General features: G+C 69.1%; 14 protein-coding genes. 5 read left to right on the forward strand and 9 right to left on the reverse strand.

Annotation, left to right across the window (positions count from 1 at the left end):
* Positions 1 to 69 precede the first annotated feature (69 nt).
* The 8 genes from ACZ4RZ_RS24195 to ACZ4RZ_RS24230 form a co-directional block, all read right to left on the reverse strand.
* Positions 70 to 1,698, reverse strand: a complete 1,629-nt coding sequence (locus tag ACZ4RZ_RS24195; RefSeq protein ID WP_467747461.1) for an FAD-dependent oxidoreductase — start codon at positions 1,696 to 1,698, stop codon at positions 70 to 72.
* Positions 1,682 to 2,965: an MFS transporter gene (locus ACZ4RZ_RS24200; protein WP_467747463.1), complete on the reverse strand. Its 1,284-nt coding sequence runs from the start codon at positions 2,963 to 2,965 to the stop codon at positions 1,682 to 1,684. Before ACZ4RZ_RS24200 ends, ACZ4RZ_RS24195 begins: the two co-directional genes overlap by 17 nt.
* A gap of 22 nt (positions 2,966 to 2,987) precedes the next feature.
* Positions 2,988 to 3,872, reverse strand: coding sequence for an SAM-dependent methyltransferase (locus tag ACZ4RZ_RS24205; RefSeq protein ID WP_467747465.1), 885 nt, complete (start codon positions 3,870 to 3,872; stop codon positions 2,988 to 2,990).
* 1 nt (position 3,873) lies between these two features.
* On the reverse strand, positions 3,874 to 4,656 hold the full coding sequence (locus ACZ4RZ_RS24210) for a class I SAM-dependent methyltransferase (protein WP_467747466.1): 783 nt from the start codon (positions 4,654 to 4,656) through the stop codon (positions 3,874 to 3,876).
* A gap of 44 nt (positions 4,657 to 4,700) precedes the next feature.
* Entirely contained in the window at positions 4,701 to 5,417 is a 717-nt protein-coding gene (locus ACZ4RZ_RS24215; RefSeq protein WP_467747468.1) for an alpha/beta hydrolase, read from the reverse strand.
* A 4-nt stretch (positions 5,418 to 5,421) separates the two neighbouring features.
* A complete protein-coding gene (locus ACZ4RZ_RS24220; protein ID WP_467747470.1) occupies positions 5,422 to 6,918 on the reverse strand; it encodes a coproporphyrinogen-III oxidase family protein in 1,497 nt (498 codons plus the stop codon).
* A gap of 133 nt (positions 6,919 to 7,051) precedes the next feature.
* Positions 7,052 to 7,210, reverse strand: a complete 159-nt coding sequence (locus ACZ4RZ_RS24225) for a hypothetical protein (protein WP_189192006.1) — start codon at positions 7,208 to 7,210, stop codon at positions 7,052 to 7,054.
* 59 nt (positions 7,211 to 7,269) lie between these two features.
* Positions 7,270 to 8,625 (reverse strand): radical SAM protein, encoded by a 1,356-nt coding sequence (locus ACZ4RZ_RS24230; protein ID WP_467747471.1) that lies wholly within the window; start codon positions 8,623 to 8,625, stop codon positions 7,270 to 7,272.
* A gap of 266 nt (positions 8,626 to 8,891) precedes the next feature.
* On the opposite strand from ACZ4RZ_RS24230, the gene ACZ4RZ_RS24235 reads away from it, so the two are divergent.
* The 5 genes from ACZ4RZ_RS24235 to ACZ4RZ_RS24255 all read left to right on the forward strand — a co-directional run bounded on the left by ACZ4RZ_RS24235 (position 8,892) and on the right by ACZ4RZ_RS24255 (position 12,699).
* Positions 8,892 to 9,332 (forward strand): DUF6278 family protein, encoded by a 441-nt coding sequence (locus ACZ4RZ_RS24235; protein ID WP_467747473.1) that lies wholly within the window; start codon positions 8,892 to 8,894, stop codon positions 9,330 to 9,332.
* A 134-nt stretch (positions 9,333 to 9,466) separates the two neighbouring features.
* Complete coding sequence (locus ACZ4RZ_RS24240) at positions 9,467 to 10,210, forward strand: amino acid ABC transporter ATP-binding protein (protein ID WP_467747475.1); 744 nt, start codon at positions 9,467 to 9,469, stop codon at positions 10,208 to 10,210.
* A gap of 35 nt (positions 10,211 to 10,245) precedes the next feature.
* A complete protein-coding gene (locus ACZ4RZ_RS24245; RefSeq protein WP_467747808.1) occupies positions 10,246 to 11,151 on the forward strand; it encodes a glutamate ABC transporter substrate-binding protein in 906 nt (301 codons plus the stop codon).
* A gap of 16 nt (positions 11,152 to 11,167) precedes the next feature.
* On the forward strand, positions 11,168 to 11,812 hold the full coding sequence (locus ACZ4RZ_RS24250; protein ID WP_467747477.1) for an amino acid ABC transporter permease: 645 nt from the start codon (positions 11,168 to 11,170) through the stop codon (positions 11,810 to 11,812).
* Positions 11,809 to 12,699 carry an amino acid ABC transporter permease gene (locus tag ACZ4RZ_RS24255; protein WP_467747479.1) on the forward strand — a complete coding sequence of 297 codons (891 nt, stop codon included), beginning with the start codon at positions 11,809 to 11,811 and terminating at the stop codon, positions 12,697 to 12,699. The genes ACZ4RZ_RS24250 and ACZ4RZ_RS24255 overlap by 4 nt, the downstream gene beginning before the upstream one ends.
* Positions 12,700 to 12,749: 50 nt before the next feature.
* Here ACZ4RZ_RS24255 and ACZ4RZ_RS24260 read toward each other — a convergent pair whose 3' ends face one another.
* A complete protein-coding gene (locus tag ACZ4RZ_RS24260) occupies positions 12,750 to 14,324 on the reverse strand; it encodes an alpha/beta fold hydrolase (RefSeq protein ID WP_467747481.1) in 1,575 nt (524 codons plus the stop codon).
* Positions 14,325 to 14,332 lie beyond the last annotated feature (8 nt).

Consider the following 14,332-nt stretch of genomic DNA (forward strand, 5'->3'; position numbering starts at 1 on the left):
ACGTCTGATCCGCCGGCGACGGGCGGATGTACCGGCTCGGCCTCGACCCACCACCGACCGGCCGGCGAATTAGGCCTGTTCAATAGAAGCGGGCTCCTGCGGGGCAGCCGCGGCCGTCCCCGGCACCACGCCCACCTCACCGCCCGCCACCGCGGCGACCCGCTGCGGAGCCGGCCCCTCCACCCCGCACCACTGATGCAGCGCCAGCTGCACCCGCTCCTGCCGCCCGCCCGGGTCCTGGTCACCATCGACCCAGGCCGCATAACCATCGGGCCGTACCAACAACGCACCCACGCCAGGGAGTTCAGGCACCGGAGAGGAGACCCGCACCGGACTCACCCGCGACCCCCAGGCCTCGGTGACCGCCGCGCAAGCCCCGTCCTCCCCGAGATCGAGCAGCACGAACCGCCCGTCCCGCATGAGCGAGTACAGCCGCACCGGCGCCGCCCCGACCCGAGGCACCGCAAGATCCGGCACCCGCTGCCCCGCCCGCACCGAAAGACCGCGCAAGCCACCCCCAGGCACTCGCGCCCCACGCCCCGCCGCGTACCCGTTCCGCAGCCCCGAGATCGCCTCCCCGGCGACTTTCCGAACCCGCCGGTACGAGAGGGCCTTCGCCATGGCGATGCGACGCACCGCGGTCACCGCCGACGACGCGGTGGTGGCCACCCGCGTCGCCCGGTCGGTGGCCCGCAGAATCCGCTCCGCCTGCGGCCGCCGCTCCGCCTCGTACGAGTCGAGCAGCCCGACCGGCGCCCACCCCTGCACCTCCGCGGCGAGTTTCCACCCGAGATTCACGGCGTCCTGGATGCCGAGGTTGAGCCCCTGCCCGCCGAGCGGCGAGTGCAGATGCGCCGCGTCTCCGGCCAGCAGCACCCGCCCGAGCCGGTACTGGTCCGCGATCCGCTGATGGATCTTGAACCGGGCCAGCCACTCGGGTTCGTGCGGCCCGGGATCGAACCCCAGCGCCCGCGTGAGCACCTCGCTCAGCTCCTCCAGCGTCACGGGCTCCCGCGTCCACGGCCGGTCCCGCCGCGCCACCGCGATCCGGTACAGCCCGTCGCCGTACGGCACCGAAACCATGACCCCGCCCCCGCCGGAGAGGATCAGCACATCGTCCGGCGGCGGCTTGCGCAGCCGCACATCGGCGAGGATCGGCGCGATCCCGTACGTACGACCGCGGAACGCGATCCCGGCGAGTTCCCGTACGACACTGTGGGCGCCGTCGCAGCCGACGACGAAGTCGGTGCTCTCCTCCCACTCCCCGCTGCCCGTCCGCACCTGGAGCGTGACGCCCGAGCCGTCCTGTGCGAGCCCGAACACCTCGGCGTCCCGCTCGATGGTGACCCCGAGGGCGAGAGCCCGCTGCTGCAGCACCTCCTCGGTACGGCTCTGCGGGATGACGTTGAGACAGGGGAACCGGGTGTCGAGCTCGGCGAAGTCGACGCGGGCCCCGCGCGCGGGCACCATCCGGCTGACCGGCCGGCCGAGGGCCACCAGCCCGTCGGCGTGACCGCGCAGATCGAGCACCTCCATGGTCCTGCTGTACAGGCCCATGGCCCGGGACCGGGTCGACGGCGCGAGACGGCGTTCGAGGACCGTGCAGGACACGCCCGCGGCGGCCAGCTCACAGGCCAGGGCGAGACCGGTGGGCCCGGCCCCGACGACGATGACGGACTGTTCAGGAGCGATGGCCACGGATTCCTCCTTGGACGTGGGGCACGGGTGACGACGACAGGGGAGCGGGCGCGGCGAGCGACCGACTGAACCGGGCCGCCCACGTGCCGGCACCCAGCACCAGTGCGCCGAGCAACAGCCAGCCCACCGCGCCCCGTTGCACCACGAGGAAGGCGATGACCAGCGGCCCATACGTATTGCGCGCCGCGTTCCCCAGGCTGAAGAAGGCCAGATACACCTGCCGCCGGTCCTCCGGCGCCAGGTCGTACGAGATCGCCCAGGCCCCGGCCTGCTGGTACATCTCGGCGAACGCCTGGAACGCGACGGCGCCCAGCAGCAACGCCACGGCGGCGCCCGGGGGCACCGCCCCGGTGACCGCGAGCCCGCAGCAGCACACGGCGAGCAGCAGACCACTGCGCCGCAGCGCGCGCCCACCGTCCTCGGCGGTCTCGATACCGCGGGTGGCCCGCACCTGGCAGAGCACCACGACGACCGTGTTCAGCACCAGAGTCCAGGCGATGGCCGCCCGCGGCATCCGGTCATGGGCCAGCACCCACAGCGGGACACCGGCCGTCAGGACGGTGACATGCAGGCTCACCACCGAGTTCAGTGCTGTGAGCAGGGCGAAGCGCCGGTCCCGGAAGACACTGATCCGCTGCTTCCACGGCAGCGGCCGCCCGCCGCCCGGCGTGGTGTCGGCCGCCGTCCGCAGCCGCGCCACCAGAGCCGCGGCCAGCAGGAACGAGAGCGAGTTGGCGTACACGATGCCCACGTACACGCTGTCGCTGTCCGGGACCAGCGCCGCACCGGCCACGAGGCCGCCCAGCGCGAGCCCGAGGTTCTGCAGCGACCGCGCGCGCCCCATGGCCCGGACCCGCTGCTCCTTGCCGACCGCCGTACCGAACAGTCCCTGCACCAGGGGAGAGGCCGCGCGGTCGGCCACCGCGAGCAAGGAGACCACGAGCAGGAACGGCGCGAAGCCCGACACGAACGGGTAGCAGGTGAGCAGCGCGGCACGGACCAGATGGGCGCCGATCAGCATGCGCCGCGGGCCGACCCGGTCCGCCAGGACCCCGATCGGCACCAGGGACAAGAAGGACACCGCACCCGCGACGGAGAGCCCGATGCCCACTTCGCCGCCGCTGAGACGCAGATACCGGGTGAAGAAGATGACCGACACGGACATGTACAGCCCGCTGCCGAGGGCGTCGATGAACACCGCGACGAGCAGAGCGGCCGCCGCACCGGACGGCGGCCCGCGCCGCGCCCGTTCCGCTGCCTGTGTCATGTCGCCCTCACTCGGTAGGAGTTCAGTAGTAGTTGCGCATCAGGTCGTCCACCCACCCCGGCTGGACGACCTCCTCACGCGGTCCGAACTGCCGCAGATACGGCTTGATGTCGAGCACGGGGGTGCCGTCGACGGCGTCCAGCCCGACGACATGCAGATCGAGGCCGTCGGTCTTGACCAGGCGGCAGCGGGAGACCCCGATGCGGTTCGGGCGGTTCTTGCCGCGCTGGGCGAAGATGCCGGCGAGCGGCCACTCCGGGTTGTTGCGCGGATGGCGGGCGCCTTCCTGCACCTTGTCCAGTGGCACCCGGTGGAAATGGAAGACGACTTCGAGGTGGGAGAAGGAGTCGAGGGAGAGCAGCGCGTCCGTGGTGAACCGCTCGGCGTCCAGCCGGATGACGGAGGCCACCTCGCCCCAGTTGTCGTCGATGAGCGCACGCCGTTCGTTGTGCACATGGGCGATCGGCACCAGATCCGTGATCGCGTCACCGGTCATGTCAGTCCCTCCGTCTGCGCCGGCCAGGGCCGTCCCGGCGGCATCCCCGTCCAGAGACCACACCTGATCCCGTACGAGCAACTCACCCGCGACGGCGCGCTGCACCGTCAGATAGACCTCCTCGCGGGGTACCTCGAGAAGATCACCGAGGCGGTCCTGGAGCAGCCGCAGCAGCTGACGCACCTGGGACTTGCTGTAGCTCTCCTTGCAGACGACGAAGCCGACCGGAGCCGGCGCGGCCTCGCCCGCGCGCCACTCGGGCCGGTGGAAGCCGTCGGGTGCGAGTCGCTGCCACCAGAGCCAGCAGTGGCCGCGCGGAATCCCGAGCAGCGCGGTCACGGAATCGGCCAACTCCCCGAGTGCGGCCGCTCCGGGGCTTGGGGCGGGCGAGAAGAGCCTGATCACCGGCATGTCAGCGCACCCCGCCGAGCGGCTTGACGCCGATCACCATGCAGGTGCGCACCGGGATGTAGAACTCGTCGCAGTCCTGGCGGATCCCGAGCGCCTCCCGATGCGGCGCCGGCGCCTCGGCGAGCCGGGCCCGGATCGCCCGCTCCGCCTCGGCGCCGGACGAGGCGATCTCGCACCAGCGCCTGATGGGCACCCCGGTACGGCTCTCGGACTGCGAGCCCCGGGCCACCGGTACGTTGAGCCCGGCGCGCTGCAGGAAGCCGATCCACTCCGTGAGGGTGTAGCTGCGCTGGTGCGTCGGATCGTGCAGCATCTCCAACTCGTGGTTCAGCGCGTCGATGTCGGGGTCCTCGTGCCCCTCCAGGTCGATGACGGCGAGCCGTCCGCCGGGGCGCAGCAGCCGGGCCATCTCGCCCACCGCCGTCGGCATGTCGCGGAAGTGGTGCGGAGCCAGACGGGACACCACGAGGTCGAAGGAGGCGTCGGGGAAGGGGAGTTCTTCGGCGTACGCCTCCGCCGTGTCGACGGTGAGGCCACGTTCGGCGGCGAGCTTGTGGACGGACGCCAGCATGTTGGGCGCGGGATCCACGGCGACCAGACGGGCCGGGAGTTCGTCGGCGAACGACAGCGCCAAGTGGCCGGCGCCGCAGGCGACATCGCAGATCTCGCTGCCCGTCTGCGGACCGAGCGTCTCGTGCAGCGCCTCCATCGTGGGGCTGGACCGGTGCACCTCACTGGTCGCGAAGTTTTCGGCGATCTTGTCGAATCGCTGGCTGGAGAGCATGTCCTGCGCCGCCTTCTTCCTCTACTGGATCTGCCGACGAACCGTCATTGAGCGGTGCTCATCAGGGATGTGAGCGCGGGGATCGGGTCCCTGGAGGGGCCCGGACCGCACGGGTGGAGGGTGTGCCCGAGCCCTTCGAGCAGATGCACGCGGACCTCGAAGGAGCGCCGGCCGACCAGCCGGCTCGCCGACCACTGGCCGTACATGTCCGGGGCGAACACGGCGGGCGGCAGCTTCTCGTCGTCCGAGTCGGTCACGTATCCGACGAGATCGAGGCTGCCGTAGACCAGATCGATGGAGGCGACCAGGGAGTTGATGAAGACGTCCTCCTCGACCACGGTGCCGACCAGCACCACCCGTTCCGCCTGTCGGGGCTCACCGGAGCGCAGCAGACGCAGCAGGGCCTGCCCGCCCAGCGAGAACCCCAGCAGGGCGAGTGGTTGGACCAGCACGTGCGCGTGTGCGTCCAGGAGTTGGGAGAGCCGTGCGGCCCGTACGCCTTGATCGTCCGCCGTGGACGGCGAGTTCGGATCGTGGCCGGGCATGTCACACGTGAGCACTTGGGCGCCCCCGGCGACCAGCCGCCCGGTCAGGTGGTCGAGGAGGCGGTCGTCGCGGCCCTGCCCGTCCAGGATGGAGACGGTGCCGGACGCGGCGAGCAGCACGGTGGCGTTCGCCGGCTCTGCCGGGAAGGACCGGCGCATGCGGTACCGCGCCCCGTCCGGGTCCTTGTGCCACTGGGTGCGCTGATGCACGTTCATCGGATCACCTGTGGCAGACGGCCTCGGCGAAGCCGCCGATGCGCTGGTGGAAGTAGACGCTGATGATCTCCTCGTGGAGCGCCTCGCCGTCCAGGGTGGGGGCGACGCTGTCCGGGGTGCCGGGCACCGGCTCGACGAGACCGCGGTCCATGAGGTCTGCGAAGACCCCCGCGAACGGCTCGTCACGGAAGAGCTCGACGCCGAACCGCCGCCGGAAGCGGCCCGCGTCGATGGGCTGGTTCGCCTTGAACGCGAAGCCGAGCACCATCCCGATCGCCTGGTAGCCCGCGAGTCGCCGTCCTGAGGCGAGCGGCAGCCCCGGGCCGTCCTTGAGGCGGCGTGCGTACCCGGAGATGTCGGCGATGTTGTGGGTCTGCACCACGGTGTCCCCGTCGCCGGTCAGCCAGCCGTACGCGCCGGGGCCGTACGCGATCATCGAGTCGTGCCGCTGCCACTTGTTCCGGGAAACCCGGGGGATGTTGCCGTCGGGGTAGACGCCGGGCCGGTTCCACCAGCCGCACGGGCTCGGGTGGTAGCCGCCGTCGAGCAGCAGCTCCACGATGGCCTCGCGCATCGCGTAGGTCTCGCCGAGCGAGGGGAACAGGTGCTCCTCGCGCAGCCGGGTCTTGACGCTCTCGACGTTCCACAGCGCCCGGTTGCCGATGCCCATCTTGGCCCGGTCGGCGTTGCGCAGCCGGTAGATGGTGATGGTGGGGACGTCGAGGTCGATCAGGCGCCGGATGTCGTCGGCGACCTTGCCGGGCGTCTGGTGCGGCAGCCCGAACATCATGTCGACGTTGAACGGTTTCCCGGTGGCCCGCAGTTTGCCGATGGCCCGCAGTGACATGGCCGCGTCGTGGCCGCGCCCCGCGAACGCGTTGACCTCGCTCTGCAAGGACTGCACACCGACGCTGAAGCGGTTGAAGCCGATGGCGCAGGCCTCGGCGAGCTCATCCCGCTGGAAGTTGTCGGGGTTGCCCTCGAGGGACATCTCGCAGTCGTCGGCGACGGTGTAGTGGGCGCGTATGTGGTCGAGCAGGTGCCGCAGTTGCTCCGTGCCGAGCAGCGAGGCGGTGCCGCCGCCCAGATAGACGGATTCGATGGGGGCGTGCGCGAGCCAGGGGGCGTGGGCGAGGCGCCGGCCGGACTCGTCCAGCAGCAGATCCGTCCAGATCCGCGGCGCCGCCTCGCCCTCGGGACCGTCCGCGACCTTGCGCTTGACGTAGTTGCAGAAGTGACAGATGTACGCGCACAGTGGCACATGGAAGTAGAGATGGGCGGGCCGGCCGGCTCCCGGATGGGTCCGCAGCGCCTCGGCGGTGTCCGAAATCGACAGCTGGTCACCGTAGTTGGCCGTCACGTTGATGTTGTACTCGTCCTGGCCGATCCGCAGCGCGGGGTTCTCCCTGAGCAGCCGCGCGAGTCCCGTACCGGGGCGCGGCGCGGTGCCCGTGCCGGGGCGCAGTGCTGTGATGCCGGCCGAAGCAGCCGTCTTGCTCATCGCGACCTCGTCTCCTGAATCGGGAAGAACGGATGCCGAGCGAGCCTTTGCCGTCGGCGGGCCTTCCCGGCCCGCCCCTCAACGGGCCGGGAAGTGGTACACCGCTTCGTCACCTGCCGGCAAAGGCGTGTGGTCAGATCTCGACCTCGATGACCGTGGCCTCCGTGATGTTGGTGGCCTCCACCAGCGTCTCGGCGGGCGCGGTGGCCGAGGCGGCTCCGACGGCGCTCAGGGTCACGCCCTCCTGCCCCGGCTCCAGGTGAATGCGGATGACCTTCTTCTCTTCGGGCATGGTTGCCTTCCCTTCGGTGGAGGCGGCAGCGGTCGCGCCGCCGTGGGACAGGAACCCGCTCACTGCGTCGGGAGCGGGAGTCGGTTGGGGGCTGTCGGGTCGGCCGGGCTTGACTGACGGGGCGTCAGGGTCAGGCGCACGTTGTGCTGTTTGCGGGCGCGCCAGTAGCGGCCGGAGCGCAGCGTGAACTCCTGCAGGTACTCGGTGGCGCCGCAGCCCCTGGTGTCACCGGTGATGTTCTTGGCCAGCGGCGGGCAGCGGAACTGGCACCAGATGTCCTCCGCGGCCACCGGGCACGAGCCGCACACCGAGTGGTCGCTGAAGCGGATGTCACGGAACTCGTCGAAGCCGTGCTCCCAGATCTGGGCGAACGACTTCTCCGTGGTGTTGCCGGCCTTGTAGAGCTGCCCCGACATGCAGTTGCTGCACGGGTACACATCGCCGCGGCTGTTGACGTAGACGACCGAGCGGCCGCACTTCTCCTGGCCCACCGCGCGCTCCAGGCGCTGGCAGAACTGGATGGTGTCGACCCCGCGGATCTCGTCGGCGGCGCGCCGGGCCGGACCGGCGGGCGTCTCGACCGGCTCCTGGTCCGGCTCGGTGGAGTACCGGTCCATGCACCGCTGGTAGACCTCGAAGACCTCGTCGACGTCCTCGGGGCGCAGCAGCATGTCCGGGTGGAGCAGGGCCCGGCCCACCGGGTGCGTCTCCAGCCACTGGGGGCGGGGATACCCACGCTCGGCGCACCACTCGAAGATCTCCTCGGCGTCCTGGATGTTGTTGCGGTGGACGGAGATGGCGGTGCGGAACACATGCCCGTGCTTGCGCATCATCTCGAACGCGTGCTGGAGCTTGGGGAAGTCCATCCTGCCGCGGACGGTGCGCTCGGGATCGGCGGTGTCGAAGCTGATGAAGAACGACTGCCCTGCCGGGATCCGGGCCAGCTTCTCCTCGGTGACCAGCAGACCGTTGGTGAAGATCTGCGTACTGAAGGGCTTGCTGCGGGCGTGCTGGATGATCTCGACCGCGTCCCGGTGCGAGAAGATCTCACCACCCGTCAGGAACACCTGAAGCACGCCCATCTCCGCGAAGTCGTCCAGGAGTTGCCTGACACGGGGCGTGGAGATCTCGTCCGGCCGCTTGAGCGCGGAGTCCGCGTAGCAGTGCCGGCAGCGCAGGTTGCAGAGGTTCGTGGTCTCCACGAAGGCGATGGCCGGGGCGGGCAGATGGAACCGGTCCAGCGTCACCAGCGGGTCGGCGAGCGCGTGGTGCATCAGCTCGGCGGCGGTCACCGCCCGGCCGGAATTGTGACGCTCGATCAACTCCCGTGCGGTCGCGGCGAGGAACTCGACATGCCCGTTCGGCAGCAGAGCGACGATCCCGCCCTCGTTCACCTGGAAGGGAATCTTCTGCACGGGCCCTGCCTCTCCTGGTCATGGGATGGCGGAACATGTAAGTCAACGGATGTTGAACTCATGTTGTGATGAACTCTACGGAGGATGAATACCGTTGGCAAGGTGTGCTGTGCGGGCCGCAGTGGCGGCCCGTGCGGGCGGCGATGGCGGGCGGTGGCGCAGGGGAACCGCTGCGGGGGCCCGGCCCGTGCCGGTCAGGTCCGCGCTGACCAGGCAACTCCGCGCGCCTGTGGTGCGACCGGCGGAGTGGGTGACACGCTGGGTGTATGAACATCCCTTTCCTGGGCAACTGGCGCAAGAAGCGCGGCCTCGCCTTCGGCGTCGCGGTGTTCTCCGACGGCGAGAGCGATCCCGAGGGCATCGCCGAACTGCTCTCCGAGTGCGAGCTGCTGCGCTCCCAGGCGCATCAGGCGGGAGTCGAACTCGACGACTCGGCGGCCTCGTTGGAGGCCCTGGACCAACTGCTCCCGCGCTGGCGCGACGACGAGGAGAGTCTGCCCTGGCTCGGCAATGACGCCGGCCTCTACCTCGGCACGGTGATGGTGCGTACGGTCCCCGGCGCGGCCTGGGAGATCTGGCCCAACGGCCAGCCCGTGGTGCGGCTGACCTCCGGCCGCGAGATCGATGTGGTCGCGGGCGGTCACGCGTGGGCGTCCAGCGGTGTACCCGAGCTCTCGCAGCTCTACGCGGAGGTCGCCGAGGGATAGTCGATGGGTTCGACAGCGATTCAGCCGTCGTAAATACGGCTAATGCCCGAAAAGTGCGTGTCGTGCATTAAGTCCGTTCTTGCCTGGATAGTTTGCGGCGACTGCGACACAGCTGAGAGTGGGTAGGGCTGGGCATGGCTGTCGATCCTTTGATCGAGCTGCATGACGTGAACAAGCACTTCGGGGAGCTGCATGTCCTGCAGGACATCAACCTCACCGTCGGCAAGGGGGAGGTGGTCGTGATCATCGGCCCGTCGGGGTCGGGCAAGTCGACACTGTGCAGAGCGATCAACCGTCTGGAGCCCATCGAGTCAGGGACGATCAAGCTCGACGGTCAGCCGCTCCCGGCCGAGGGCAAGGCCCTCGCGAGGCTCCGTGCCGAGGTCGGGATGGTCTTCCAGTCCTTCAACCTCTTCGCCCACAAGACGGTCCTGCAGAACGTCTCACTCGCTCAGGTCAAGGTCCGCGGCCGCAAGAAGGAGGAGGCCGACAAGCGCTCCCGCGAACTCCTGGACCGCGTGGGCCTCGCCTCGCAGGCCCCGAAATACCCGGCGCAACTCTCCGGCGGACAGCAACAGCGCGTGGCGATCGCCCGCGCCCTCGCCATGGACCCCAAGGCGCTGCTCTTCGACGAGCCGACCTCGGCGCTCGACCCCGAGATGATCAACGAGGTCCTTGAGGTCATGCAGCAACTCGCCCGCGACGGCATGACCATGGTCGTCGTCACCCACGAGATGGGCTTCGCGCGCTCCGCCGCCAACCGGGTCGTCTTCATGTCCGACGGCCGCATCGTCGAGGACCGCACCCCCGAGGAGTTCTTCACCAACCCGCGCAGCAACCGCGCCAAGGACTTCCTCTCCAAGATCCTCAAGCACTGAGCGGGGGAGCGCACCGCATGATCCGTACGACACGTATGTGCCGTGCCCTCGCGGCGTTCACGGCACTGATCGCCACGGCCGCCGTCACCGCCTGCGGCAAGGAGGGCAGCCCGCCCGTCAAGGGCCCCGCCGCCGAGAAACTGCCCAACTACCAAGTGGACCAAGGATTTCAGCTCCCGGAGTCGCCCACCTGGAAGCGGGCCAAGAAGCGCGGCTACCTCACCGTCGGCGCCAAGGAGGACCAGCCGTACCTGGGGGAGAAGGACCCGGCCACCGGCACCTACTCCGGCTTCGACACCGAAATCGCCAAGATGATGTCGGCCTCCCTCGGCTTCGCCCCGAAGACGATCCGCTTCAAGACGATCGCCTCCGCCAACCGTGAAACGGCCCTGCAGAACGGCCAGGTCGACTACTACGTCGGCACCTACACCATCAACGACCTGCGCAAGAAGCTGGTCGGCTTCGCGGGCCCCTACTACATGGCGGGCCAGTCCCTGCTGGTGCGCAAGGACGAGAACGACATCCACGGCCCCCAGGACCTCGCCGGCAAACGCGTCTGCTCGGCGGCCGGTTCGACCCCGTACCAGCGCATCAAGACCGACTATCCGAAAGCGACGCTCGTCGCGTACGACACGTACTCGGTGTGCGTCGACAACCTGCTCACCTACCAGGTCGACGCCGTCACCACCGACGACGCGATCCTGATCGGCTACGCGGCGAAGGTGCCCGACGAACTCAAGGTCGTCGGCAAGCCGTTCTCCGAGGAGCCGTACGGCATCGGTGTACCGCGCGGCGACAGCGCGCTGCGGTTCGCGCTCGACGACGCATTGGAGGCCCGCGAGAAGAACGGCGACTGGAAGCAGGCGTACGAGGCGACGCTCGGGCTGTCCGGCGTGCCGGCGCCCACCCCGCCCCCGATCGACCGCTACCCGGCGAGCTGAAGGGACGAGCGGCCGCATGAACGTACTGACAGAGAACTTCTCCACCTTCGCCCAAGGATTCCTCGGCACGGTCCAACTCACCGTATACGCCTCGGCGTTGGCCCTCGTGCTCGGCTTCGTGATGGCCTCGTTCCGGGTCGCCCCGGTCGGCTCCCTGCGGGCCTTCGGCACGGTGTGGGTGACGGTGCTGCGCAACACCCCGCTCACCCTGCTGTTCTTCGCGGTACTGCTCGGCCTGCCGCGCTTCGGACTCGTGCTGCCCTTCCAGGTGTTCGCGGTCCTGGCGCTCGGCTGCTACACCTCGGCCTTCATCTGCGAGGCGCTGCGCTCCGGGATCAACACCGTGCCCAAGGGGCAGGGCGAGGCCGCCCGCAGCCTTGGTATGACGTTCAACCAGACACTGTCCGTGGTCGTCCTGCCCCAGGCCTTCCGATCGGTGATCCCTCCGGTCGGCTCCACACTCATCGCGCTCGCCAAGAACTCGGCGATCGCAGGGGCGTTCAGCGTCAACGAACTGCTCGGCACCTACAAGACACTCAGCGAACTCGGCTACAACATCGTCTGGACCTTCTTCTGGATCGCCGTCGGATACCTGATCATCACCCTCACCATCAGCGCGATCTTCAACGTCCTCGAAAAGCGCTGGGGAGTACCCCGATGACCGCCAACACCGTCGAGTCCACCGCCCTCTACGACGTCCCGGGTCCCAAGACCCGCCAGCGGCACCGGATGTACGGGGTCGTGTCCACCGTTCTGATCCTCGCCCTGATCGGCTGGATCCTGTATCTCCTCTTCGACACCGAGCAGTTCACGTACACGAAGTGGATGCCCTTCGAGTACAAGGGCATTCAGGAGCTGCTGCTGCGGGGCCTGGGCAACACACTCAAGGCCTTCGCGATGGCCGCGGTGCTCTCGCTGGCGCTGGGTACCGTGCTAGCGACGGGACGGCTCTCCGACCACCGTCCGGTGCGCTGGATCTCCGCGCTGGTCGTCGAGTTCTTCCGGGCCATGCCCGTGCTGGTGATGATCTTCTTCATCTTCGTGGCGCTGAAGGTGCAGCCGCTGCCCGCTCTGGTCGCGGGGCTGACGCTCTACAACGGCTCGGTGCTCGCCGAGGTCTTCCGCTCGGGCGTCAACTCCGTCGAACGCGGCCAGCGGGAGGCCGCGTTCGCCCTCGGCATGCGCAAGACCCAGGTCATGACGTACGTCCTCGTCCCGCAGGCCGTGCGTGCCATGCTGCCCGCCATCATCAGCCAACTCGTGGTGGCCCTGAAGGACACCTCGCTCGGTTATCTCATCACCTACGAGGAGTTCCTCCACGCCGGGAAACTGATCGCCTCCAACCTCGACTACGATTTGCCGTTCATCCCTGTGGTGATGGTGATCTCACCGATCTACATCGGGATGTGCATGCTGCTCTCCTGGTTCGCCCAGTGGGTGTCCCGGTGGGAGCGGCGCAGTCCCAAGACCGAGGCCGTGGAAGTGGCACCGGCCGAACCAGGGACGCTGCTGCCGGGTGGGGCTCCCCCCACAGCCCCGCGACCGTAGGGGGAAAGCAGCAGCTCACAGGGCCAGACCCGGACGGCGGCAGCCGGAGATCACTGCTCGCGCAGGGGCACCGACACGAATGAGGGGTCGTGCTCCGGCGAGGAGAAGGTCAGCTGCGCGCCGGACGGGTTGTGCTCGATGTAGAGCGGGTCGACCGTGTCGACGACCAGGGCGAGTCGATGCCCTGCCGGGACGTCGTAGGCCGTGGAGTACAGCTCCAGGTCGAGACCGAACGGCTTTCCGGGCGTCTGCCCGTGGAAGGTGTACGGCGCGTTGCTGACCAGCTTGCCGAGGCCGAGCGGGCCCACGTCGTAGAGGTAGGCGACGAGGGTGCCGCTCTCCTTGGTGCCGGTGACCGTGGTGTGCAGCTTGACGGTGCCGCGCACCTGTTGGGCGCTCGGGTACCTCTCCGACTGCCATACGGCCGCCCAGTAGCGCGGCAGCAGCGGGATCGACGCCATCGGGGGCAGCTGGGCGAGCTGGTCGAGGATGCTGGAGAGGAAGATGACCCCGCCGTCCGCGCCCGAGTCGACGTTCGTGTGGATGGTCTTGGTGCCGGCCAGGGCGATCTTCTGCGTGGTCGGGCCGACGGACTTCCAGTCCGGGTAGCCCTCGTAGCCGCCCGCGGAACGGGACTTGAGCTGGACCGGCTGCTCGCGATCGATGCCGTTGTCCTCGCCCTTGAGGTAGTGGTCGAACCAGCGGCCGGTGTCCGTCCACACGTCGTTGGGGAGTCCGAACAGTCCGGTCACCTCGGCGGTGGCGTGGTCGCCGGGCCGGTACTCCAGCCTCTTCGGTCCCGTCAGCTCCTCGTAGAACTTGACGTATTGGTTCGGCGGGAAGATCGTGTCGCCCCAGCCGTTGGCCAGCATGATCGCCGCCCCGTTGGCGTTGAGCTGATCGATGTAGGTCTCGGGGGAACGTTTCTTCCCCCAGGCGATGATCTCCTGTTCCTTGGAGAGGTCGGAGGCGAAGAAGTCCTTGAAGATCTGCTGGAGTTCGGCGCTGGGGTGGCCGGTGATCGTTCCGGCGCCGTCCAGCAGGGCGGCCGCCTGGGCGTGCTGGGTGCGGCCCGAGTAGATCGAGTCGATGAGGTCGGCCCAGCCGCTGAGGGCGGCAACCGCCTTGATCCGCTTGTCGTGCGCGGCGGCGAGCAGGCTGATGCCGGCGCCGTACGACATCCCGGCCATGCCGACCTTCTGTGCGTCGGAGGGGGTGTTCGCCAGCGCCCAGTCGATCACCTTGGACGCGTCCGCAACGTCCGGGGGGCCTGCCACTTCTATCTCGCCGCCGGACTGCCAGAAACCTCGGACGTTGTAACTGACCACCACATAGCCGGAGTTCGCGAGCTTCTGGGCCTGTACGAGGTACTCGGCCTGCGGCAGGCCCCAGCTCGTCGGCAGCACGATGAGCGGGTAGTCGCGGGTGCCGTCGGCGCCCGCGGGTGTGACGACGTTGGCCTTGAGGACCGTGCCGCCGTCTCCGGAGATGTCGACGAAGCGAAGGCTCGTCGCGCCGGTGGAGGCCTGGGCGGCGGGGGCCATACCGAGGCCGGCGGTGGCGATCAGCGTCGCGGAGACGGCACCGACGGCGGACGTACGCAGGGCGTTGCGACCGTGTCCCACGGGTCACT

Source organism: Streptomyces sp. NPDC027189 (genome assembly GCF_055566975.1).